This is a genomic window from Alteromonas antoniana, assembly GCF_019249295.1.
Lineage (GTDB): Bacteria > Pseudomonadota > Gammaproteobacteria > Enterobacterales > Alteromonadaceae > Alteromonas > Alteromonas antoniana.
Genome location: NZ_JAESDH010000002.1, coordinates 240222 through 261659 on the forward strand (window position 1 = coordinate 240222; position 21438 = coordinate 261659).

The window sequence follows — 21438 nt, forward strand, 5'->3', positions numbered from 1 at the left end:
ATGAGTAGAATTATCCTGAATTTCATAAAGCAAGCGTTGTGAAACGGTTATTTTTATAAAATTAATGGCTTTTCGGTAGGAGTCAGGCTCAGGCTTCATGTATACTGCGCGCCATGAAAGAAGAAGCACAACAACAAGTCCGCTTTGTCACCATTGACCCCGATCTTGAAGGGCAGCGAGTGGACAATTTTTTGCGTACCCAATTAAAGGGGGTACCGAAAAGCATGATTTACCGTATTTTGCGAAAAGGTGAAGTGCGGGTTAATAAAGGCAGAGTAAAGCCAGATTATAAACTTAAGGCCAACGACACCGTGCGTATTCCGCCGGTACGAGTGTCTGAAGGTGCACCTGCGCCGTCGCCTAAACTGGATAAAATCGCAGCGCTTGAAAGTCAGATCTTATTTGAAGACGATCGCATCATAGTGATTAACAAGCCTTCCGGGCTTGCTGTTCACGGCGGCAGCGGGCTCAATTTCGGTCTGATTGAAGGCTTGCGTGCGTTGCGCCCCGATGCAAAGTTTATGGAACTGGTGCATCGACTGGATCGCGACACCTCTGGTTGTATTTTGATTGCCAAGAAACGTTCAGCGCTGCGCCACATGCACGAGCAATTGCGAAACGGACAAATGGACAAGCGCTATCAGGCGCTGGTTGCAGGGCAGTGGCCGGAAAACCGTTTCAAAGTGAAAGCACCGCTACAAAAGAATGTACTGCAATCCGGTGAGCGACTGGTTAACGTGTCAGACGCAGGTAAGCCGTCTGAAACCCGTTACCGTATTTTGCGCCAGTTTGCTGATGCTACTCTCGTTGAAGCTTCCCCCATAACCGGGCGTACTCACCAGATCCGCGTGCATTGTCTGCAAGCCGGACATCCTATAGCCTGCGACTCAAAATATGGCGACCATGACTTCGACGTCAACATGCAGAAAGTAGGACTGAACCGGTTATTCCTGCATGCGGCAAGTATCAGGCTGCTGCATCCAAAAACCGAAGAGCCCGTTACATTCAGCGCTCCTCTGGATGAAAATCTGACGATGGTACTGGAGTCGTTATCTTGAAAGCGTACGAGTTAGTTATTTTTGACTGGGATGGCACGTTAATGGACTCAGCAGCGAAAATCATCCGCTGCATGCAAACCGCAGCCCGTCATTGTGATGTAAATGTGCCGAGTGCTGACGCGGTTGCCCACATCATTGGTATCAGCCTCAAGCCTGCTATCATGCAGCTTTTTGCTACCGAGGACGAGCAGTTAGCCGATCGGCTGGTGCAGGCTTATAAAGAAGCTTATTTGCATGAAGATACGATCCCTTGTCCGCTGTTTGAGGGCGCAGAGGACTTGTTGTCTGCATTGAAAGCAGAAGGCAAGACACTGGCAGTAGCAACAGGCAAAGCACGAAGAGGCTTGGATCGGGCATGGAGCAATACCGGTACTGGCCATTTCTTTACCACATCACGCTGTGCTGACGAGGCTCACTCTAAGCCGTCTCCGGACATGTTGCTGCAGATACTTGACGAGCTGAAGGTAAGTGCCGGTGACGCGTTGATGGTCGGCGACACAACGTATGACATGCAGATGGCACAGGCAATCGGCATGGACAGAGTTGGGGTGTCTTACGGTGTACATGCGCAAGTGAACTTAGAAAAGCACCACCCCGAAACGATAGTGCATTCTATTCCTCAATTGCATAGTTGGTTAAAGGGTAACTGAAGATACCAACACTCACAGTGTACCGGCTCTCCGGGATAGAGTAGGGTGGAAATGGCGGGCTGGAACTTAGCCCGCACTGCAAGCGATGTCGAGCAGGCTGACATCAAGTTCACTGAGTAAGTCCCGCAACAACATTAATGGCAGACCAATGAGCGCGTTAGGGTCGCGACTGGCGATGCGATCGAAAAGCAGCACGCCACGGCCTTCCGATTTAAAACTCCCGGCGCAGTCATACGGCGTCTCGGCCAGCAAATATTGTTGGATTTCTTTATCAGTGAGCTCAAGGAACGTTACCGTAGTTATCTCGACACGGGTAACCTGCTTGTCACTATCTTTATGGCATACCGATACAGCAGAATAAAATTCTACGGCTTTTCCTACGCAGAGCTTAAGCTGTCTAACTGCGTTCTCGTGCGTGCCGGGTTTCCCTAAAACATGTGTGGTATCACCGTCGTTAACAACGGCAACCTGGTCTGCACCAATCACAATTGCTGATGGGTGGGCGTCAGCAACTGTGGCGGCTTTTTCGCTGGCAAGACGAGCGGCCAGCGCGTCAGGCTTCTCCCCCGCACTTGCTGTTTCGTCAATACCGGGGGCGATAGCGTCGGTATTGATTCCCAGGTTCGCAAGTTGTTGCTGACGGTATTTTGATGACGATGCCAGTATGAGTCGCACTGTGTTTACATCCAATTCACTGATTTCAGAAATAATCAGGCTATCATAGGTGACGAAGGTATGCTTTTCGAGTCTGCTTTCTTTCTTCGTATCTTGCCTGATTTTTGGATAGCACCGTGGTTGGCTGAAATTTGTGTCAAAAGCAGATTAAACCTTTGACAGGCAAGGGATGAGCCTATATGATGCGCGCCCTATGCAGAAAGTGAAACTACCTCATTCGGTCGACCCGTCCAAAAGTGCGATGAAGCGCTCCGATTATTCGGGCGTGATTGCATCGAAAGATATGGAACGATTGAGCGAAGCAGTTGTCAGTTGTGATGAATGGGTGAACGCCGAAGTACAGTTCGAAAAAGACGCGCAGGGTCTTACTGTCTTTCACGGTCATCTGGACACACAGGTAACACTTATCTGTCAACGGTGTAATGGGGAGTTTGACTACCCACTGCATGTTGATTTTTGCTACAGTCCGGTGCAGGGACAAGGCGATGTTGACAGCGAAACATTACCCGAAGCTTATGAACCGGTAGAGGTCAACGACCACGGAGAAGTCAATCTTCTTCAAATTTTTGAAGACGAGTTGATATTGTCCTTACCTATTGTCGCCCTTCATGCAGAGGAGGATTGCACAGTGAGTGAAGATGATATGCAGTTTGGCGAGATTGAACCGGAACAAGAGCGACCAAACCCTTTCGCGGTTTTGAAAGAACTTAAGCGAGACCAGGAGTAAGTTATGGCAGTACAACAAAATCGTAAAACGCGTTCTAAGCGCGGTATGCGTCGCTCACACGATGCATTGACAGGCGCGACTTTGTCTGTCGATTCAACGTCGGGTGAAACACACCGTCGTCACCACGTGACCGCTGACGGTTACTACAAGGGCAAAAAAGTTATCGGTGGCTAAAGGCTGCGGTGACATTCTTTGTCCATGCTAACCATCGCGTTAGATATCATGGGGGGCGATCATGGTCCCCCTGTTATCCTCTCTGCTACCCTCAAAGCAATTCGTAAACACGCCGATTGTCATTTTATTTTATGTGGCCAGAATGATGTTATCGAACCGGCACTTAATGATCTGACAGCTCAGGAGCGTGCCCGCGTTACCGTTTCACACTGTGAAGAAGTGGTTGAAATGGGCGAGGCGCCTACCTCCGCGTTACGTAACAAAAAACAGTCCTCAATGCGTCGTATTCTGGAGTTAGTTGACTCTGGTGAAGCGGATGCGTGTGTCAGTGCCGGTAACACCGGTGCACTGCTTACCCTTGCATTTTATATTCTCAAAACATTACCCGGTGTCGACCGTCCCGCGCTGGTGTCTGCAATGCCAACAACAAGCCACCACAAAGTCTTTTTGCTGGATTTGGGCGCGAACGTGAACTGCACGTCAGAGATCTTATTTCAGTATGGGGTAATGGGCTCTGTACTGGCGAGACAGGTTGCCGGTATTGAGAACCCGAGGGTGGCGTTGCTGAATGTCGGTGAAGAAGACATCAAAGGCAATGCGCAGGTGAAATATGCCGACCAGTTATTTAAAAACGCAAAAAGTATTAACTATATTGGTTACGTCGAAGGCGACGACATCTTCACCGATTATGCTGATGTCGTGGTAACAGATGGGTTTACCGGTAATGTGGCACTTAAGTCCAGCGAAGGTCTGGCTAAGCTGGTCATCAACGAAGTGAAACGTCAGTCGCAGCGTAATTTAATGACCCGATTAATGGCCCGGGTCGCCTTGCCGTTACTAAAAACTATCTACAATAGCGTGAACCCCGACCAGTATAATGGCGCCAGTCTGTTAGGATTGCGCGGCATTGTAGTAAAGAGTCACGGGAACGCATCTGCAGATGCCTTCTATTACGCCATTCATCAGGCGATGCAGGAGGCTCAAATGCGGGTTCCGGATAAAATAAAAAATAAGATAGAAACGGTATTGTTGGAGCAGCTTTGAGCAAATATTCACGATTTATCGGAACCGGCAGTTATTACCCCAGCGACATTCGCACTAACGCAGACTTAGAAGTGATGGTCGAAACCAGTGACGAATGGATAACTGATCGCACAGGTATTAAAGAACGTCGCATTATTGGTGACGACGAAACTGCCGCTACCATGGGAGCAGAAGCCAGTAAAAAAGCCATCGAGATGGCAGGCATCGATCCCAAGTCTATAGACATGATTGTCTGTGCCACCACCAGTGGACGTTATGCACTTCCCAGTACAGCATGTGAAATTCAGCGGATCCTCGATTTAGACGGCATTCCCGCGTTTGATGTCGCTGCAGCCTGTGCGGGTTACTGTTATGCGCTAAGTGTTGCAGACCAGTACATCAAATCCGGCATGGCCAAACGCATTCTGGTGATTGGAACCGACTGCTTAAGTCGTTTGATTGATCCGGCTGACCGAACCATGGTTATTCTGTTTGGCGATGCTGCCGGCGCGACTATCATAGAAGCCAGTGACGAGCCCGGTATACTCTCTACCCATATTCATGCCGCCGGTTCGTACGGTGATTTATTATATGTGGGTAACCCCACTCGCGGTGATGAAGCATCGGTGCATGAAAACTGGGGGGTGATGAAGGGAAACGAAGTCTTTAAAGTTGCTGTAACCAAATTGTCTGAAGTGGTAGAGCAAACACTGGCGGCAAATAATATGCAGAAGTCTGATTTAGACTGGCTGGTGCCCCACCAAGCCAACTTCCGAATCATAAAAGCCACAGCGAAAAAGCTAAATATGTCGCTGGATCAGGTAGTTATGACGCTGGAAAATTACGGTAATACCTCTGCAGCTACCGTACCCACCGCATTGGATACCGCAATCCGGGACGGTCGCATTCAGCGTGGACAGAATCTATTATTAGAAGCATTCGGAGGTGGTTTCGCCTGGGCATCAGCATTGGTGCGTTATTAATCTTTCAGGCAACCTTCGTGATACAAATAAGAAAAAGGAAAATACTATGACTCGTACAGCCTGTGTGTTCCCTGGACAAGGCTCACAGACCGTTGGCATGCTCAAAGAGCTAGCCGACGACTTTCCGGTAGTCACAGACACGTTTAAAGAAGCCTCTGATACCCTCGGCTACGACTTATGGGATCTGGTTCAGCATGATGAAGAGGGGCGACTGAATGAAACACATATCACCCAGCCAGCGCTGCTTACAGCGAGTGTTGCGATCTGGCGCGTATTGCAGGAACAAGGGCTACAGGTAGATTATCTTGCCGGTCACAGCCTGGGTGAATACTCCGCACTGGTTTGTGGTGGTGCTATGGCGTTTACCGACGCCGTGAAACTGGTTGAGTCTCGAGGTAAATACATGCAACAAGCGGTGCCTGCAGGCGCCGGTGCGATGTTTGCGATAATTGGTCTTGATGATGCAGCCATTGCAGAGATTTGTCAGCAGACCGCGATAGCGACCGGTGATGTTGTAGCGCCTGTGAATTTTAACTCGCCTGGACAGGTGGTTATCGCCGGCGAGAAAAATGCTGCGCAGCAGGCTGCCGATGCCTGCAAAGAGGCTGGCGCGAAGCGCGCATTGCCGTTAGCGGTCAGTGTGCCGTCGCATTGTGAGCTGATGCGTCCTGCTGCTGATCAGTTAGATGATGCGTTGTCATCTATTACGATCAACACGCCGAAAATTAATATCGTGAACAATGTTGATGTCAACATTGAAACCGATCCTCAGGCCATAAAAAGTGCGCTGGTACGCCAGCTATACTGTCCGGTACAGTGGACGCGAACGGTGGAATACCTGGCGTCTGCGGGTGTTGAGCGCGTCATCGAGGTGGGGCCGGGTAAAGTGCTGACAGGTCTGGGTAAGCGAATTGACAAGTCACTTGAGTCAGTGGCGGTAAACACGCCGGATTCTGTGTCTGCGTTAAATAAGTAAGGATTGAGAATGGAACAACTGCAAGGTAAAGTCGCGCTTGTCACTGGCGCCAGCCGGGGTATTGGTAAAGCGATAGCGACGCAACTGGCAAGTCTGGGTGCTACCGTTATTGGAACGGCAACCAGCGACAAGGGTGCGCAAGCCATTACCGACTATCTCAGTGAAAAAGGCGGCAAGGGTTTTGCGTTGAATGTGACGGATAAATCCAGTGTTGATGGTGTTCTCAAAGCCATTGCGGATGAGTTTGGCAGTATCGACATTCTGGTTAATAATGCCGGTATTACCCGTGACAACCTGCTGATGCGGATGAAAGACGACGAATGGCAGGACATCATTGATACCAACCTGACATCAATATTTACCCTGTCAAAAGCTGTACTTCGCGGTATGATGAAGAAACGTTTCGGTCGTATCGTCAACGTTGGTTCAGTTGTCGGAAGTGCGGGTAACGCCGGTCAGGCTAATTATGCTGCAGCCAAAGCAGGTGTAATTGGTTTTTCTAAGTCTATGGCAAGAGAAGTTGCATCAAGAGGTATTACCATCAATGTGGTAGCACCTGGATTTATCGATACAGATATGACAAAAGCACTGACAGATGACCAGCGGGAAGCTATCTTCAAGGATATTCCTGCTAACCGTTTGGGGCAGCCAGAAGAAATTGCGTCCACGGTAGCTTTTCTGGTGAGTGATGGTGCAGCGTACATTACTGGTGAAACAATCCATGTAAATGGCGGGATGTATATGAACTAAATTCGCAAATTGTGCGAATTTAACGTACTTTGGGGTGGTATTTCTCCGAAGTTGAATGTAAAAATAGTAAATTACTGAATTTTGGTCGTTGCTGGTTTGACCAGAAAATTTGTTTAATCTGGTGCTTGCAAGGTACTACCTTGCCAAATAAACTAGCGGCACTTTTTATATCTAGTGACGTTAAGGGAAACCTAGAATTATGAGTAACATTGAAGAGCGCGTTAAAAAGATCATCGTTGAACAGCTTGGCGTGAAAGAAGAAGAAGTAAAACCAGAAGCTTCATTCGTTGACGATTTAGGCGCTGACTCTCTGGACACAGTAGAGTTGGTTATGGCGTTAGAAGAAGAGTTCGATACTGAGATTCCTGACGAAGAAGCAGAAAAAATTACTACTGTTCAGTCAGCTATCGACTACATCAACGCTAACAAAGACGCATAAGTCAGGCTTAGCAAAAACGGCTCCTTAGGAGCCGTTTTCTGTATATAACCTTCCTTAGTTCCAATGCGAGGGCTTTTTGTGACAAAACGTCGCGTAGTGGTTACTGGTCTTGGCATGTTGTCACCTCTGGGTCAGTCTGTTGACGAGACCTGGCGTCGTCTGCTTGCGGGCGAGAGCGGTATTGGTGATATTACCCATTTCGATTGCAGTAACTATTCCACTCGTTTTGCCGGTCAGGTTAATGATTTTGACCCGCAAGATTACATCGAAAAGAAAGAAGCGAAGAAGATGGACCGGTTTATCCAGCTGGGTATTGCAGCGGGTAAACAAGCGTTAGCAGATTCTAAACTGGAAATTAGTGCCGAAAATGCACACCGTGTGGGTGTGGCAATAGGTTCTGGCATCGGCGGACTTGAGCAAATCGAGATAAACCACCAGAAGTTATTGAACAGCGGGCCAAAGCGGGTTTCCCCTTTCTTTGTTCCTTCTACCATTACCAACATGATATCCGGCTTTCTTTCGATTATGGAGGGCTTAAAAGGCCCTAACCTGAATATCGTTACAGCTTGTACTACCGGTGTGCATAATATCGGTGTTGCTGCGCGAACTATCGCGTATGGCGATGCAGATGCGATGCTTGCAGGCGGGGCGGAAGCGTCCATCACGCCTCTGGGTATTGCCGGCTTTGCGTCAGCGCGAGCATTGTCCTCGCGAAATGATGACCCACAAGCGGCCAGCCGTCCCTGGGATAAAGATCGTGATGGGTTTGTCATGGGTGAAGGCGCAGGCGTTGTCATGCTGGAAGAGTACGAGTCAGCAGTGGCACGTGGTGCAACCATTTACGGTGAATTGATTGGCTTTGGTATGAGTGGTGACGCTTACCATATGACATCACCGCCGGAAGACGGTGAAGGTGCTGCTGCATCTATGCTTAATGCAATTAATGACGCTGGTATTGATGCCAGTGAAATTGGTTATGTCAATGCACATGGCACATCAACACCGGCTGGTGACGTGGCGGAAGTGGCTGCAATTAAACGTGTTTTTAATGAGCACGCTTATCAGTTGATGGTTAGTTCTACAAAGTCAATGACGGGGCATCTGCTGGGGGCTGCAGGCTCGGTAGAAGCAATATTTACGTTGTTGGCGCTGCGAGACAAGATGGCGCCGCCTACAATTAATCTTGATTCGCCAGGTGAAGGCTGCGATCTGGACTTTGTGCCGAATAAAGCCAAAGTACTGGCTGCTCCGATAGCCTTATGTAACTCCTTTGGATTCGGCGGCACAAATGGCTCGCTGATTTTCAAGCGTAGTTAGCGTAAAAGCAAGTAACAAAAAGGCCGCCGGAGCTTTCCCGCGGCCTTTTTTATTGGTATCTAAAATGGCGATATCGCAGCGGTTTTGCGCGTTGTTTCAGCCTAGGCGGGACGTTGGCAGGCTGTTATACTTCGACGTTATTGTGCAAATGATGCATTAAGAAGGACATCAGCATTTCTCACTTTTTTTCAGCGTCAGACCGGGCTGCCAATTATGGCGACGGTGTGTTTACAACAATGTCAGTGACAGACGGAAAAGTGGCGTTATATCAGCGCCATTGCCAGCGGTTGGTGCGGGATGCCAAACGGCTCGGCTTACCGCTGGATGAAAAGACTATAGCGCGGCGTATTGGTGAGGAAGCCCGTCTTCTTGGCGACGGGGTGTTAAAGCTACTGGTATCAGCAGGCGAGGGTGGCAGAGGTTATGCACGTCCCGAATTAGTAGCGCCCACGTTGCATTTCACCCACGCTGCTATGCCGGTGCATTATGCTGTACAACAACGAGAGGGTATCATCCTTGGCTGCGCGACATTACGGCTGGCCGTTCAGCCAGCGTTGGCTGGCATTAAGCATCTTAATCGACTTGAACAGGTATTGATAAAGCGCGAATTGGCGCAGCAGGATGTCGAGGATTTGATTGTGCTTGATGCCAACGAGCACGTTGCAGAAGCAACGGCATCAAACGTATTTTGGTATAGTGACGGAACGTGGTTTACGCCAGCACTTGAGCGCTGTGGGGTGCATGGGGTGATGCGAGAGTTTTTAATAGACTGGTTATTACGCAATGATCAGGAGCTTCGTGTTGGCGACTTCAGACTCAGTGATCTGATTCAGGCTGAATCAGCTCTGGTGTGCAATGCTCTAATGCCAATTATCCCGCTGCGTGCGTTTACCAGAGATGGTCAACACATCAGCTACTCGAAATCACGGGTAGAATCACTTTTTTATGCTGTTCAGTCGGCTTACAAGGATGAGTATGCGCCTGCTAGTTAGTGTCTTTTTCATTGTATTACTTGCTGTAGGCGCGTTGTTAAGCGCTGTTTACTATGTGCACAGTGAAATAAAGCAACCATTGTCAATTACGTCACCTTCCTTGGTCACTATCACATCTGGTCAGGCAGGGATGCAGGTTGTAAACATGCTCGCCGAGGAAGGTATGACTGACGTGCATCCTCTGGTCACTAAGGTATGGTTAAAGTTTTTCGCTCCTGAGCGCGGGCCAAAAGCCGGTACCTATCAACTGACACCGGGGATGAGTTTACAGCAAGCTTATCAGCATTTTGTACAGGGTGATGAATTTCAATTTGACGTCAGCCTGATAGAGGGACTGACATTCCGCCAGTGGCTGGAGATTTTGCGCTCAAATGAGTATATCGATTTTGATGTGGACAACACGCAAATCTCGAAAATCGTGTCTGCGTGGCCTGCGTCTGAATTTGGTGAGGCGACCTCGCCCGAAGGCCTTTTCCTCGCTGACACTTATCATTTTACTGCCAACACCAGCGCCAGCGTGATCCTGAACCGAGCAATGCAGGCGATGGCTGACTATTTGCGCAGCAACTGGCCATCCCGTGCCGTCGATTTACCACTGTCATCAGCTTATGAAGCGCTGATCCTTGCCTCTATTATTGAGAAGGAAACCGGTGTCGCTTATGAGCGTCCGAAGATTGCGGGTGTATTCGTTAACCGGTTAAACAAAAATATGCGATTGCAAACCGACCCTACCGTTATCTACGGCATAGGAGAAGGCTTTGATGGCAATATTACCCGGGCACACTTAAAACAAAAAACACCGTACAATACGTATGTTATTAATGGCTTGCCGCCGACGCCAATTGCAATGGCAGGTAAACCCGCCATTGATGCTGCACTGCAACCATTGCCAACCGATGCGTTGTATTTCGTCTCACGAGGAGACGGCACACATCAGTTTTCCACCAATCTGGAGGATCATAACAGTGCGGTTTACCAATATCAGATTAAAAAGCAGGATTGATTCGCGAGTATGTCCGGAAAATTTATCGTTGTAGAAGGGCTCGAAGGTGCCGGGAAAAGTTCGGTCATCTCTTTGATTGTAGAAACGCTGCGGGAGAGGGGACTAACGGTAGAGCAAACCCGTGAGCCTGGTGGCACACCGATGGCGGAAGCCATCAGAGAATGTGTCAAACATGACTGGGAAGAGCAGGTTGCCGAGGAAACTGAACTCATGCTGATGTATGCAGCGCGGGTGCAGTTGCTGACAAATCGCATTAAGCCAGCGTTAGCACAAGGTCACTGGGTTGTGGGTGATCGCCATGACTTGTCTTCACAGGCTTATCAGGGAGGCGGACGTGGCATCGACGCTAACACCATGCGTGCTCTGAGCGATGTCGCATTAAAAGGGTTTAAACCCGATCTGACCTTGTACCTGGACGTTGAACCTGCTACCGGATTGGCAAGAGCAAGAGGACGCGGTGAACTGGATCGGATTGAACAGGCTGGTCTTGCCTTTTTTGAGCGGACCCGCGCGCGGTATCTGGATTTAGCAGCGAACGACGATCGAATCATTACCATTGATGCCATGCAGCAGATGTCAGCCGTTCACGACAGTGTCCGCCAAACTATAGAGCATTATATTGCATGAACCTGCCATGGCTGACGCCTGTCTTTACGCAGTTAACCGGCCGTTTTCTGGCCCAGCGGCTGCATCATGCCTTGTTACTTTGTGGCCCGGCCGGCATAGGGAAACAGACGCTGGCTGAAGCCTTTGCAAAAACGCTTCTATGCCAGAGACCATCGTCACAAGGCGCATGCGAAAACTGTCAAAGCTGTTCGTTATTCGACGCGGGTACCCATCCTGATTTTCATATCCTCGAAAGTGAAAAACAACTGGGTGTGGACAAGATACGTGAGGGAATAGGTAAACTCAGTGCGACGTCACAGCTTGGCAGAAATAAAGTCCTGGTGATACCCGCTGCAGACTCGATGACCGATTCTGCGGCAAATGCGTTGTTGAAAACCCTGGAAGAACCCACAGATAATACGTTCCTGATGCTGTTAACTGACAAAGTACAGCACCTGCTGCCGACCATTTTAAGTCGGTGTGAGAAAGCCGTGTTACCGCTGCCACCTGAAGATCAAAGTCTGGCGTGGTTGCAGCAACAAGGCCTTGAAGAGGCCAGCCCAGCGCTTTTACAGGCATATGGCGGCGCGCCGTTAAAGCTGCTTACAGCGATTAATGCTGAAAGTGAAGGGTTGTCTTTCCGGGCATTTAATGAAGGAGTAGACGCGCTAATGGCCGGTAGTGCGACGGCTTTAACGCTGGCCACGAAGTGGCAGGATTCAGCCCGTCAGGTTGTAGGTTGGTGTCAACAGCGTGCTCATCACGCATATACTGCCAGTCAGCGAGTGGAAGATTATGCGGCGTATGCGCAGGCAACGCAGTCAGCGAGGCAGTTGCAGCATCCCGGTATTAATAAAGTGGTCGTATTGACACAGGTACTGGAAAGGCTGATTCGTCCGGCAGCTTCCTGACAGTAACGAAAAGAGGTTATTTTGTTTGTAGATTCTCATTGCCATCTCGATCGATTAAAACAATCCAAAGAAGAACTGGCGGAAACACTCAACTTTGCCCGCTCACGCGGAGTGAAACATTTCCTATGTGTGGCTGTGTCAGTGGATGATTATGACGCAATGGCCGAAACCGTGTCAGAGTTTAGTGACGTTTCGGTATCTTGCGGCGTGCATCCTTTGCATCAGGAAGACGCTTGTGATTACGACACGTTACTACAAAAAGCGAGTCGTCCGGAGGTGGTCGCTATCGGTGAGACCGGACTGGATTATTTCTACAGTGCCGAGACCAAAGCGGTGCAGCTGCAATCATTTGTCGATCATATTCGGGTGGCGAATGCGTTAAACAAGCCCCTGATAATTCACACCCGCGATGCGAGAGAAGATACATTGTCGCTTCTTCGCGAGCACAAAGCGCCGGAGACTAACGGCGTATTACATTGTTTCACTGAGTCACTGGAAATGGCGCAGGAAGCTATCGACATGGGGTTTTACATCTCGATTTCAGGCATTGTTACATTCAACTCAGCTGACGAGTTGCGTGAGGTTGTGAAAGCGGTGCCGTTGGAGCGGCTGTTAATTGAAACAGACTCTCCGTGGCTGGCACCAGTTCCTCACCGGGGTAAGCAAAACCAGCCTGGTTACGTTGTGGAAGTTGCCGAGTACATTGCAGATCTGAAGGGCGTTTCGGTGACTGAACTTGCCAGGCAGACAACGGATAACTTTTATCGCCTTTTTCCGCTTGCGCAACGCTAATTCAGGGAGAAATCATGACATTGTGGCGTCAGCAGCTAACCAAAAGTCTTCACCAGACTCGCAATACACCGGAAAGTCGTTATTTTCAGCTGGCAACATGTGATGCCAACGGGCTACCACAGTGTCGGACAGTGGTATTTCGCGGCATGACCGACGACCATGCGCTTGAAGTTATCTCGGATACCCGCACGAGTAAGTATCTGGAAATGTCACAACAGCCAGATGTGCAGGTATGCTGGTATTTCGCCAAAACGCGGGAACAGTATCGCTTCACTGCCACCGCAGATATTATTACTTCCAGCGACGATGCCAAGCGGGTCGCTTCACATTGGCAGAAGCTGTCTGATGCTGGCAAAAAGCAGTTTTTGTGGGGCGAACCTGACACTGTTCGCGATCCTACCTTACCTTTGGTAGTTGATGGCGACTTCAGCAACGTGCCCGCACATTTTTGTTTGTTAAGCCTGACAGTAAAGGCAGTGGATTACCTCAACTTACGGGGTAACCCTCAGTTACGGGAAAAGCACGCCATTGGTGCCAATGGTGAGTGGCTAACAACGTCAGTAATACCTTAAAAACGCCCGGCTGCAGCGTCCTGACAGGCTGATAGTACCCATTACCGGGTGTACAGTGAAGAGGGGAAAATTGTCTAATCTGTATAAAGAGCCGCTTTCATAACAGTAAGTAAGATACCTTATCGGTAAAGGAAGGTGGCGCTGTATTGAATGTAGCGCGCCACCTGTTGCTGAGTAATGTTATTTCAGCAGCTCTTCAGGCGACTGATTGCCTTCAAAGAGTTCAAACACTCTGTTGGTATCGTCCTCTTTCGCCGTGGCCAGTACAACCATATCCGCAACATCCTCGCGCGTAATTTTCATAGCGTCTCTTGAGTCGGGGCGCTTAGCTGTCACTTTCCCGGTAGCAGCTTCATCTGTCAACGACCCGGGACGCAGGACCGTATGCCGGATACCCGCATTTATCAGATGTTCATCAGCCATATGCTTGGCCACCAGGTAGGGTTTGATATCACTGTCAATTTCATCAGGATCGCCAGCTCCAACAGCACTCACCATAATGAAGTGTTTAAGCTTTGCACGTACCGCGTATTCCACTGAATTTCTTGCTGCCCACAAATCAATTAACAACGTTTTATCAGGCCCTGTGCTGCCGCCTGATCCTGCGGTAAATATGACACTATCCATACCCTGAAAGGCCTGAAAAAAATCAGACTCCAGATCTTTTTCAAAGATATCCAGATTAGGGTGATTCATGCCGCCTAGCTTATTGGCGTCCCGCACCATAGCCCTGACACGATAATCCTTATCGAGAAGCTTCTGAGTTATCATTTTGCCGATTTGTCCACTAGCGCCAATAACCAATACAGATTTCATTTTTACTCCCTGAATGTAACTTGTAATAGTTATTGATTCACATTGTGGTAGACAAAAGATCAGGAACAAACAGAATAAATAAGCATAAAAAAGCCGGGCAATGCCCGGCTTCGTGTTATCTGACGACTACCAGCCGCACTGTCTGCCCTGGTTTTGCTCGTCGAGCCACTCTTTTAAGGGGGCAAAATAAGCCTGGATTGTGCTGGCGTCCATTTCAGGACTGCCTGTGATCTTCTCCAGTGCGTTTTGCCATGGCTCACTCATGCCCATTTCAAGCATGTCGTTAAGCGCTTTGCCTGCTTCCTCGCTGCCGTAGATTGAACAGCGATTCAATGGGCCTTCATCACCAGCGATATCACACAGCGCCTGGTGAAACTGGAACTGAAGAATGTGCGCCAGGAAATAGCGGGTGTAAGGCACGTTAGCAGGAACGTGATATTTTGCACCCGGGTCAAACGCATCGGCGGGGCGGGGAACCGGAGCCATAACTCCCTGATATTTTTCACGAAGCTCCCACCAGACCTGATTGTAATTTTCAGGTGTAACCTCACCGGACAGTACTTTCCAGCGCCATTGGTCAACCATCAGGCCGAATGGGATAAATGCAATTTTATCCAGTGCCACCTGCATCAGCATACCAATATCGTTAGACGCATCCGGGATAGTATCGATCAGACCAATTTGCTTGAGGTATTTAGGCGTAATGGATAATGCGATGGTATCGCCAATGGCTTCGTGGAATCCATCGTTGGCTGAACCGCGATAAAGCAGGGGCTGATCTTTATAAGCGCGCTGATAATAGTTGTGTCCCAGCTCATGGTGAATAACGTTAAATTCTTCACCGGTAATTTGAATACACATTTTGATCCGCAGATCGTCTTTATCATCAAGATCCCATGCAGACGCATGGCACTGTACGTCACGGCCCTCAGGTTTCTGAAACTGTGACCGCTCCCAGAATGTCTCAGGCAGTTTCTCAAATCCGAGTGAAGAGAAAAATGACTCAGCTTGCTTCACCATCTTAATCTCATCATACCCTTGGGCTTTTAGTGCACCGGTTACGTCTGGTACCACCATTTCCTGTTCTGGCTTAACCAGATCGTACACATTGCCCCATGTTTGCGCCCACATATTTCCGAGCAGATGTGCAGGAATTGGTTTGTTTTGCGGCACGTTATCTGTACCGTAATGTTCACCCAGCTTGGCGCGCACATGGCAATGTAAAGCTTCGTAGAAGGGTTCAACCTGACCCCAAAGGCGATCGAGCTCTTGTGGAAAGTCATCCGCTGGCATATCGTACTTACCGCGCCACAGTTCACTGACATTCGCAAAGCCAAGTTCTTCCGCTCCCTCATTCGCCAGTGCTACCTGCTCTTCATACAGCGGCTTCATGGGTACAGCTACCTCACGCCAGCCTTTCCAGAACTCAAGCAGAAGATCATAGTCACGGGATGATGCCATTTGAGAACTCATCTCTACCAGACTGAAACACGTATTGTCGTCACGACAATACTCGCCGGCACCATACATGCCATCTAAATCTGAACCGATTTTGGCTAAACGCTCCGATTTTTCAGGATCGGAAGGGGGAGGCAATGTCAGGCCATTTCGAAGGAGGTCAAGCTTTCGACGCGTGTCTGCATCTACCTCAACGTTATTAAACTTTGCGGCTTCTTTTGCCAGTTGCGCCACCTTTGTGGATAACTGTTCACCCAGATAGGCACTCACCGCAGCGGTATCAACATTTATGTTGGTGGCGTAGCTCCATTGAGCATGTGCTGCCGGCAATTGAATTTTTGCGATGTCATTTTGCGCCTGCTCTAAAAAGGCTTTCGCGTCGGCAGCTGTTAGCGATGACGCTTCTGCAGACGTTGACGACGACTGTGAAGTATTTTGTTCAGGCTGACTACAGCCGGACAAAGAAAGACCGACCATAGCAGCAACGAGTGTGGTTTTTATTTTAAACATAGACAGTTCCTTGGAAAGCTATTCTTATGAAATAAAAGAGACATTCTTTTTCTTCAGCTGACGGCTAACATCAACGTTTAGTGTTGTGCAGACCTGACCTTGCATACAAAGCGCTGTGTCTGAGCTAACACCAAAATGAAAATTGGCATGCCAGATCAGACTGTTTTCATATCCGTTTAGGATATTGCTGCCGGGCACACCATGTTTTTGTGAACCTGACGACGCATAACGCTTTGAAAATGCCTCTGTATTATTTTGGTTATTTGCAACTGGTCACGAAGACCTGCTGGCTTTGTTCGTTAAATAGCGTAGCGCATCTATAATACACAGCAGAGACAATTTCGCACCTGATATCCTTATTAAGCGGAGTGATCCCCGGATAAAAAGCAGAGCAAAATGAAGAGGAATAGCTGAAAAACAGAGCAGAAAGGCCGCTTAAGCGGCTTTGTTCAGGCAGCACTGTTTAAACTTTTTGCCACTCTGGCAAGGGCAGGCATCGTTACGACCAATAGCAATTTTACCGAAATCACTGTGAAGGTCTCCAGAGGTGTACACCCAGCGCCCGGATTCCTTTAAGAAACGAGACGTTTCATGCAGCATATGGGGACGCCTTTGATAGAAATAATAGGCTTTGAACTCGACGCAATCATGCTTCTGTTGTGGCACTATCTGCAACGCAAACCACTTGTTTTCACTTGCGTGCTCGGCAAGTGCGTCCACAGTCAATGTTGTTTTGGTTTCACTGTCGTAGGTATCCAGAATATACCCGTAATCTCCAATACAATATGCACTGTAGCGCGAACGCATTAGCTTCTCAGGAGTCTGTGCAGGTTGCTTTCCTTTAATAACAGGCTCACAGCAAACAGAAAACGTATCTTCAGAACAACAATAACAGCGCATCTCAACGAGCTTGGTTTAATGAATGTTGACTGAATTTTACCGGCTCATCGGGCTGTTTACCACGGCCCAATCACAACATTTTGCTGCTCGTGCTGTGATGCCGCTATCGTAAGGTTCACTACCGACACACTGTATTTCTGACACAAAGACTGAATACGGGACTTCTCTGCCTCGTTAAGAGACAAATTTTCTACATAGATTGTGTTGCACTGACCAGATTCAATGATTCGCTGGATCCAGCCTGGCACCTTCTCTTGATTTGGCTTTTGTATTCTTATGCCGTGCATCACGTCCTTTTTAAATGCCACAGACTCTGCAAGCAAATAAGACCAACCTTTATTGTTTTCGCCTGTACCCGGATATCCCTCGAAAGGCAGTGGTAGTTGCACTACGTTATCAACCTGAATCATTTGGTGTGAATGTGTCATGTGAAAGCCTTGTGTGTTTATACAGTGTTCGTATATACAGTAGTACTGTATAAATAAACATGCAAGTGTTTTTTTTATACAATGTGTTTTGTCTGATTGTTCACAAAGGGGGTGCCATGAAGCCCAGACTGCAAGGCAGAGAACACGAGAAAAATCGTCGTTTCCTGATAAAGGCTTAAGGTCTTACTTTGGCAAATGACATTTTTATTACGCTTTTATTGCAAAAATATGACAAGAAGATAGACTTCGCACAGTTTGCGAGCATCACTATTGGTACATTATGGGTTCCAGATTTTACACTACGTTTATAACGCTACTCTGTAGTGGTTTTACCGGTTCCGCCTTTTCTTCAGATAATGTGAATGTGACATACGCCAAGCCGGGTATCACTTTCAGCACATCTGATGAACGTTACAAGGTGAATGTCCATGCGCGTTTTCAGTTTCGTTATGCGACCCCCGATGATTCACAGCCATTAGTTCCCGACGATTATCTCATTGAAGAGGGAACCGAGTTTGGTACCAATCGGGCCCGACTCAAAATTAAGGGAAATGTAAGCCAGCCGTGGCTGCGGTTTTCCATGGAATACGATCTGAAAAATAACTATTTGCTCGATTACCGCTTCAGGGTAGAGAAATATGACTGGCTGAAATTTAAAATAGGTCAGTGGAAGCTTGAGTATTCCAGAGAGAGAAGTATTAGTAGCGGCGGTCAGCAAATGCTGGACCGTTCCATTATTAATCGTCATTTTACGATTGACCGTCATCAGGCAGCATCTGTTTATGGACATATTGATCAGGGCGGATGGATTAATTTTAACTACTGGGCAGGCGTAGGAACCGGAACAGGCCGTGGAAACAGCGCCGACGACGATAGTCATCCGCTCTACTTTGGTCGTGTGCAATGGAATTTTCTCGGACAGGAAATGCCGTTCGTTGCCAGCGATATAAATATTACCGAAACACCCATTGCCAGCATCGGCTTTGCATCTGCTGTAAATCGAAGCAAGTATACCCGCTTCTCATCTTCGGGCGGTGGCTCATTAGTTGGTTTTGATGAGGGGGAAGAAGGGCAATTTGATATTGAGCAATACAATGTGGATGCCGCATTCCTTTACAAAGGAGTCAGCGCTCAGGCCGAGTATCACGAAAAAACGGTCAAAGACTTGTTGAACGGAGGGCTGGAGCGGACATTAACGGGTTATTACGTCCAGGGTGGATACTTTTTGCACCAGTTAATACCGTCATGGCCTAAGCCGTTAGAAGTTGCAGCACGATATGCCAGTTATGATCCTGCTGAGACAAACGCCATTACGCAAAAAGAAAAAGCACTGGCATTCAACTGGTTTATTAGCGGACATAAGAATAAAGTTACAGTCGATGCTACCCGGTTTGAATATTCAGGTGATCAATCAGAAAACCTGGATGAATGGCGTTATCGGGTACAATGGGATGTGAGCTTTTAGCAGATATAAAAGAGGCCCGGGGAACCGGGCCTCTTACTATTTTTTGCATCTGTGTACACACGTAGTGTAAAGACAGAATAGGCTCTGATGCTACTCAAATCACACTGTCGCCAGTGGAGAGTTATACACCAGATTCACGTCAGCGAGATGGGAAAAGACGAATTTCAGGAAAAGGCTTAAAGCCAACCTCATCGCTGTACCACCACTTTGCAGGTGTCTGCGTACGTGACGTTACCGGTCTTACGTTATCAATCAGTTAGACAGTAACTCAGATTTCTTCTTAATCTTACAATCGAAAATACGTTGCGTGTTTTTTCTACCAATGTAAAAAGCCACGGTGTACGGATGCTTGCGTTTGAAAAATTTCATTAGCGATTTTAACATTGAAGCCTCCTTATCTATTTTCGCCTATTCAGAATAGAAAAATCCTGAAGAGATGTCCAGTATTATTTCAAAAAAGTGTCATAAAGCTGTAACAAATGGGTGTTAACCGTCAGGGGAGCTTCCTGGCTGGCCTTGCCAGTTTAATCAACTTGTCTCTTCTTATTAGCAACAGAATAAAGAGTATGCCCCAGTAGAAAAGGGAGTCGCCAAACAGTGTTTTCTGTGACCAGGTGAAATGAAGCAAGGCAAGTATCCCGATAAGGTAAATACTGTTATGCAAAGATTGCCAACGAGGTCCGAGGCGACGGCGGATCCGGTTCGGTGAAGTCGCGGTGAGCAGTAACAACAGAATCAGCGCAGAAAAGCCGACGGTGATGTAAGGCCTTTTGGCAATTTCACTAATGATTAACGACCAGTCGAACTGAATTTCAAAGGCACAATAGGTCAGAAAGTGAACGCAGGCATAAACAAAGCTGTATATGCCCAACAGACGTCTGAAGCGCACCAGAGCGGGGAAGGGGATCCATTTTGCCAAAGGAGAGACCAGTAAAGTCACCAGTAACAGGTTTACCGCCCATGTGCCGGTTGTATGTAACAGCGCTTTTACCGGATCAGCCCCGAGGTTGTCGGTGACACCCAGATAAAATAACGTAGCGATGTGAAGCCATATAGCCAGGTGAATCAACGTCTTTGCAGCGATGATTTGTTTTCCCGAAAGCGGTACCGGCTTTTTTAACAGACGACGTGTTAATACCACTTACGAAGATCCATTCCTGTATAAAGTGACGCTACTTCTTCATAACCATTGAACGGCTGAGTAGGGATCCTGTCTTGGGATAATAATCCACCGGTAGTGATTCGACGCTCAGATGCCTGGCTCCATCGCGGATGAGCGACAGCTGGGTTCACGTTGGCGTAAAAGCCGTACTCATTGGGCGCAAGCCGGTTCCAGGTAGTGGGAGGCTGTTTGTCCGTTAATGATATGCGTACAATCGACTTGATGCTTTTAAACCCATACTTCCATGGTGTGACCAACCTTATTGGAGCCCCGTTTTGTGTGGGCAGCGTTTTTCCATACATTCCTACGGTCATCAGTGTCAGCGGGTGCATTGCCTCATCTATTCTTAACCCCTCAACATAGGGATAATCGATACCGCCGCCAACAAAGCGATTTTTCTGGCCTGGCATCTGGCTGGGATCATAAAGTGTCTGAAATGCCACATAACGCGCGGAAGATAGCGGTTTGGCTTTTTTTAGCAAGCTGGCAAGTTCAAAACCAATCCACGGGATCACCATTGACCAGGCCTCTACGCAGCGTAAACGGTATATTCTTTCTTCGAGAGGAAACATTGATGTGAGCGCGTCTGCATCCAGCGTCAGGGGCTTTTCCACCAAGCCATCAATTTTTAGTGTCCATGGATCGGTAACGAGTTCTCCGGCATGGTCCGCCGGATCGCCTTTGTCCATGCCAAATTCGTAGAAGTTATTGTAAGTCGACGCTTTTTTGAAAGGTGTTTGCTTTTCCGTGGTGCTTAGCCCGGGACTTTGTGAAAACGAAAGCGGTTTCAGTACCTGCGCCTTTTTATCGTCGTCTTCCCAGAACCAGTCTGCTTTGGCCGATGATGACAACAATGCCGATGCGCCAATAAAACCCATTGATTTTAGCAGTTGGCGGCGCTGTCGATAGACTGTTTCGTCAGTAACATCATTGTCGGTCAACGCGACCGAAGGCTTGAAAGGTTTGGCCATATCGCACTCCTGATTAATCGGGCTTATTCGCTTCTACGTGATAAGACCCGGGGAAGTGCAGTAACCTTTCACAGATTTAA

The 21438-nt window shown here is 48.3% G+C and carries 24 protein-coding genes; 17 read left to right on the forward strand and 7 right to left on the reverse strand.

Features of this window, described 5'->3' with window-relative positions:
* The first annotated feature begins 113 nt into the window (after positions 1-113).
* The gene (gene rluC, locus JKP77_RS02290) at positions 114-1058 is read left to right on the forward strand and encodes a 23S rRNA pseudouridine(955/2504/2580) synthase RluC (protein WP_218309590.1); all 945 of its coding nucleotides are present in this window, start codon (positions 114-116) and stop codon (positions 1056-1058) included.
* The gene (locus JKP77_RS02295) at positions 1055-1708 is read left to right on the forward strand and encodes an HAD family hydrolase (RefSeq protein ID WP_218309591.1); all 654 of its coding nucleotides are present in this window, start codon (positions 1055-1057) and stop codon (positions 1706-1708) included. Before rluC ends, JKP77_RS02295 begins: the two co-directional genes overlap by 4 nt.
* Before the next feature lie 66 nt (positions 1709-1774).
* Here JKP77_RS02295 and JKP77_RS02300 read toward each other — a convergent pair whose 3' ends face one another.
* On the reverse strand, positions 1775-2398 hold the full coding sequence (locus tag JKP77_RS02300) for a Maf family protein (RefSeq protein WP_220100053.1): 624 nt from the start codon (positions 2396-2398) through the stop codon (positions 1775-1777).
* A gap of 178 nt (positions 2399-2576) precedes the next feature.
* Between JKP77_RS02300 and yceD the strand changes: the two genes are divergently transcribed.
* The 14 genes from yceD to JKP77_RS02370 all read left to right on the forward strand — a co-directional run bounded on the left by yceD (position 2577) and on the right by JKP77_RS02370 (position 13648).
* A complete protein-coding gene (yceD, locus tag JKP77_RS02305) occupies positions 2577-3110 on the forward strand; it encodes a 23S rRNA accumulation protein YceD (RefSeq protein ID WP_218309650.1) in 534 nt (177 codons plus the stop codon).
* 3 nt (positions 3111-3113) lie between these two features.
* The gene (rpmF, locus tag JKP77_RS02310) at positions 3114-3284 is read left to right on the forward strand and encodes a 50S ribosomal protein L32 (RefSeq protein ID WP_218309592.1); all 171 of its coding nucleotides are present in this window, start codon (positions 3114-3116) and stop codon (positions 3282-3284) included.
* A gap of 24 nt (positions 3285-3308) precedes the next feature.
* The gene (gene plsX / locus JKP77_RS02315) at positions 3309-4328 is read left to right on the forward strand and encodes a phosphate acyltransferase PlsX (protein WP_420840029.1); all 1020 of its coding nucleotides are present in this window, start codon (positions 3309-3311) and stop codon (positions 4326-4328) included.
* A complete protein-coding gene (locus JKP77_RS02320; RefSeq protein ID WP_218309594.1) occupies positions 4325-5290 on the forward strand; it encodes a beta-ketoacyl-ACP synthase III in 966 nt (321 codons plus the stop codon). The genes plsX and JKP77_RS02320 overlap by 4 nt, the downstream gene beginning before the upstream one ends.
* Positions 5291-5336: 46 nt before the next feature.
* Complete coding sequence (gene fabD / locus JKP77_RS02325) at positions 5337-6266, forward strand: ACP S-malonyltransferase (RefSeq protein ID WP_218309595.1); 930 nt, start codon at positions 5337-5339, stop codon at positions 6264-6266.
* A 9-nt stretch (positions 6267-6275) separates the two neighbouring features.
* Positions 6276-7016, forward strand: coding sequence for a 3-oxoacyl-ACP reductase FabG (gene fabG / locus JKP77_RS02330; protein ID WP_218309596.1), 741 nt, complete (start codon positions 6276-6278; stop codon positions 7014-7016).
* A gap of 199 nt (positions 7017-7215) precedes the next feature.
* Positions 7216-7455 carry an acyl carrier protein gene (acpP, locus tag JKP77_RS02335; protein ID WP_044056889.1) on the forward strand — a complete coding sequence of 80 codons (240 nt, stop codon included), beginning with the start codon at positions 7216-7218 and terminating at the stop codon, positions 7453-7455.
* Positions 7456-7533: 78 nt separating this feature from the next.
* On the forward strand, positions 7534-8772 hold the full coding sequence (fabF, locus tag JKP77_RS02340) for a beta-ketoacyl-ACP synthase II (RefSeq protein ID WP_218309597.1): 1239 nt from the start codon (positions 7534-7536) through the stop codon (positions 8770-8772).
* Positions 8773-8945: 173 nt separating this feature from the next.
* Positions 8946-9764 (forward strand): aminodeoxychorismate lyase, encoded by an 819-nt coding sequence (pabC, locus tag JKP77_RS02345; RefSeq protein WP_338024831.1) that lies wholly within the window; start codon positions 8946-8948, stop codon positions 9762-9764.
* Entirely contained in the window at positions 9748-10767 is a 1020-nt protein-coding gene (gene mltG, locus JKP77_RS02350; protein ID WP_218309599.1) for an endolytic transglycosylase MltG, read from the forward strand. Before pabC ends, mltG begins: the two co-directional genes overlap by 17 nt.
* Before the next feature lie 9 nt (positions 10768-10776).
* Complete coding sequence (gene tmk, locus JKP77_RS02355; RefSeq protein WP_218309600.1) at positions 10777-11394, forward strand: dTMP kinase; 618 nt, start codon at positions 10777-10779, stop codon at positions 11392-11394.
* The gene (holB, locus tag JKP77_RS02360; RefSeq protein ID WP_218309601.1) at positions 11391-12284 is read left to right on the forward strand and encodes a DNA polymerase III subunit delta'; all 894 of its coding nucleotides are present in this window, start codon (positions 11391-11393) and stop codon (positions 12282-12284) included. The genes tmk and holB overlap by 4 nt, the downstream gene beginning before the upstream one ends.
* A gap of 21 nt (positions 12285-12305) precedes the next feature.
* Positions 12306-13076: a TatD family hydrolase gene (locus JKP77_RS02365; RefSeq protein ID WP_218309602.1), complete on the forward strand. Its 771-nt coding sequence runs from the start codon at positions 12306-12308 to the stop codon at positions 13074-13076.
* A 14-nt stretch (positions 13077-13090) separates the two neighbouring features.
* On the forward strand, positions 13091-13648 hold the full coding sequence (locus tag JKP77_RS02370) for a pyridoxamine 5'-phosphate oxidase family protein (RefSeq protein ID WP_218309603.1): 558 nt from the start codon (positions 13091-13093) through the stop codon (positions 13646-13648).
* A gap of 180 nt (positions 13649-13828) precedes the next feature.
* Here the strand turns inward: JKP77_RS02370 and JKP77_RS02375 are convergent, their stop codons facing one another.
* The 4 genes from JKP77_RS02375 to JKP77_RS02390 all read right to left on the reverse strand — a co-directional run bounded on the left by JKP77_RS02375 (position 13829) and on the right by JKP77_RS02390 (position 17760).
* Complete coding sequence (locus tag JKP77_RS02375) at positions 13829-14464, reverse strand: SDR family oxidoreductase (RefSeq protein WP_218309604.1); 636 nt, start codon at positions 14462-14464, stop codon at positions 13829-13831.
* A gap of 126 nt (positions 14465-14590) precedes the next feature.
* Positions 14591-16432 carry a M2 family metallopeptidase gene (locus JKP77_RS02380; protein WP_218309605.1) on the reverse strand — a complete coding sequence of 614 codons (1842 nt, stop codon included), beginning with the start codon at positions 16430-16432 and terminating at the stop codon, positions 14591-14593.
* Between the two features lie 435 nt (positions 16433-16867).
* Positions 16868-17332, reverse strand: coding sequence for a YchJ family protein (locus tag JKP77_RS02385; RefSeq protein ID WP_218309606.1), 465 nt, complete (start codon positions 17330-17332; stop codon positions 16868-16870).
* A 56-nt stretch (positions 17333-17388) separates the two neighbouring features.
* The gene (locus tag JKP77_RS02390; protein ID WP_218309607.1) at positions 17389-17760 is read right to left on the reverse strand and encodes a deoxyguanosinetriphosphate triphosphohydrolase; all 372 of its coding nucleotides are present in this window, start codon (positions 17758-17760) and stop codon (positions 17389-17391) included.
* 280 nt (positions 17761-18040) lie between these two features.
* On the opposite strand from JKP77_RS02390, the gene JKP77_RS02395 reads away from it, so the two are divergent.
* Positions 18041-19225: a porin gene (locus tag JKP77_RS02395; RefSeq protein ID WP_218309608.1), complete on the forward strand. Its 1185-nt coding sequence runs from the start codon at positions 18041-18043 to the stop codon at positions 19223-19225.
* Between the two features lie 493 nt (positions 19226-19718).
* On the opposite strand, the gene JKP77_RS02400 is transcribed toward JKP77_RS02395, so the two are convergent.
* Entirely contained in the window at positions 19719-20366 is a 648-nt protein-coding gene (locus tag JKP77_RS02400) for a protein-methionine-sulfoxide reductase heme-binding subunit MsrQ (RefSeq protein WP_338024829.1), read from the reverse strand.
* Entirely contained in the window at positions 20357-21358 is a 1002-nt protein-coding gene (gene msrP, locus JKP77_RS02405) for a protein-methionine-sulfoxide reductase catalytic subunit MsrP (RefSeq protein ID WP_218309609.1), read from the reverse strand. The genes JKP77_RS02400 and msrP overlap by 10 nt, the downstream gene beginning before the upstream one ends.
* Positions 21359-21438: the final 80 nt, after the last annotated feature.

What these genes read in the sequence shown, in the direction of transcription:
- JKP77_RS02370 (WP_218309603.1), top strand. Translation starts at nt 13,091, where the DNA reads ATGACATTGTGGCGTCAGCAGCTAACCAAAAGTCTTCACCAGACTCGC.
- msrP (WP_218309609.1), bottom strand. Translation starts at nt 21,358, where the DNA reads ATGGCCAAACCTTTCAAGCCTTCGGTCGCGTTGACCGACAATGATGTT.
- JKP77_RS02395 (WP_218309608.1), top strand. Translation starts at nt 18,041, where the DNA reads ATGGGTTCCAGATTTTACACTACGTTTATAACGCTACTCTGTAGTGGT.
- holB (WP_218309601.1), top strand. Translation starts at nt 11,391, where the DNA reads ATGAACCTGCCATGGCTGACGCCTGTCTTTACGCAGTTAACCGGCCGT.
- plsX (WP_420840029.1), top strand. Translation starts at nt 3,309, where the DNA reads ATGCTAACCATCGCGTTAGATATCATGGGGGGCGATCATGGTCCCCCT.
- JKP77_RS02380 (WP_218309605.1), bottom strand. Translation starts at nt 16,432, where the DNA reads ATGTTTAAAATAAAAACCACACTCGTTGCTGCTATGGTCGGTCTTTCT.
- rluC (WP_218309590.1), top strand. Translation starts at nt 114, where the DNA reads ATGAAAGAAGAAGCACAACAACAAGTCCGCTTTGTCACCATTGACCCC.
- tmk (WP_218309600.1), top strand. Translation starts at nt 10,777, where the DNA reads ATGTCCGGAAAATTTATCGTTGTAGAAGGGCTCGAAGGTGCCGGGAAA.
- fabD (WP_218309595.1), top strand. Translation starts at nt 5,337, where the DNA reads ATGACTCGTACAGCCTGTGTGTTCCCTGGACAAGGCTCACAGACCGTT.
- rpmF (WP_218309592.1), top strand. Translation starts at nt 3,114, where the DNA reads ATGGCAGTACAACAAAATCGTAAAACGCGTTCTAAGCGCGGTATGCGT.
- JKP77_RS02390 (WP_218309607.1), bottom strand. Translation starts at nt 17,760, where the DNA reads ATGACACATTCACACCAAATGATTCAGGTTGATAACGTAGTGCAACTA.
- JKP77_RS02385 (WP_218309606.1), bottom strand. Translation starts at nt 17,332, where the DNA reads ATGCGCTGTTATTGTTGTTCTGAAGATACGTTTTCTGTTTGCTGTGAG.
- mltG (WP_218309599.1), top strand. Translation starts at nt 9,748, where the DNA reads ATGCGCCTGCTAGTTAGTGTCTTTTTCATTGTATTACTTGCTGTAGGC.
- fabG (WP_218309596.1), top strand. Translation starts at nt 6,276, where the DNA reads ATGGAACAACTGCAAGGTAAAGTCGCGCTTGTCACTGGCGCCAGCCGG.
- yceD (WP_218309650.1), top strand. Translation starts at nt 2,577, where the DNA reads ATGCAGAAAGTGAAACTACCTCATTCGGTCGACCCGTCCAAAAGTGCG.
- acpP (WP_044056889.1), top strand. Translation starts at nt 7,216, where the DNA reads ATGAGTAACATTGAAGAGCGCGTTAAAAAGATCATCGTTGAACAGCTT.
- JKP77_RS02375 (WP_218309604.1), bottom strand. Translation starts at nt 14,464, where the DNA reads ATGAAATCTGTATTGGTTATTGGCGCTAGTGGACAAATCGGCAAAATG.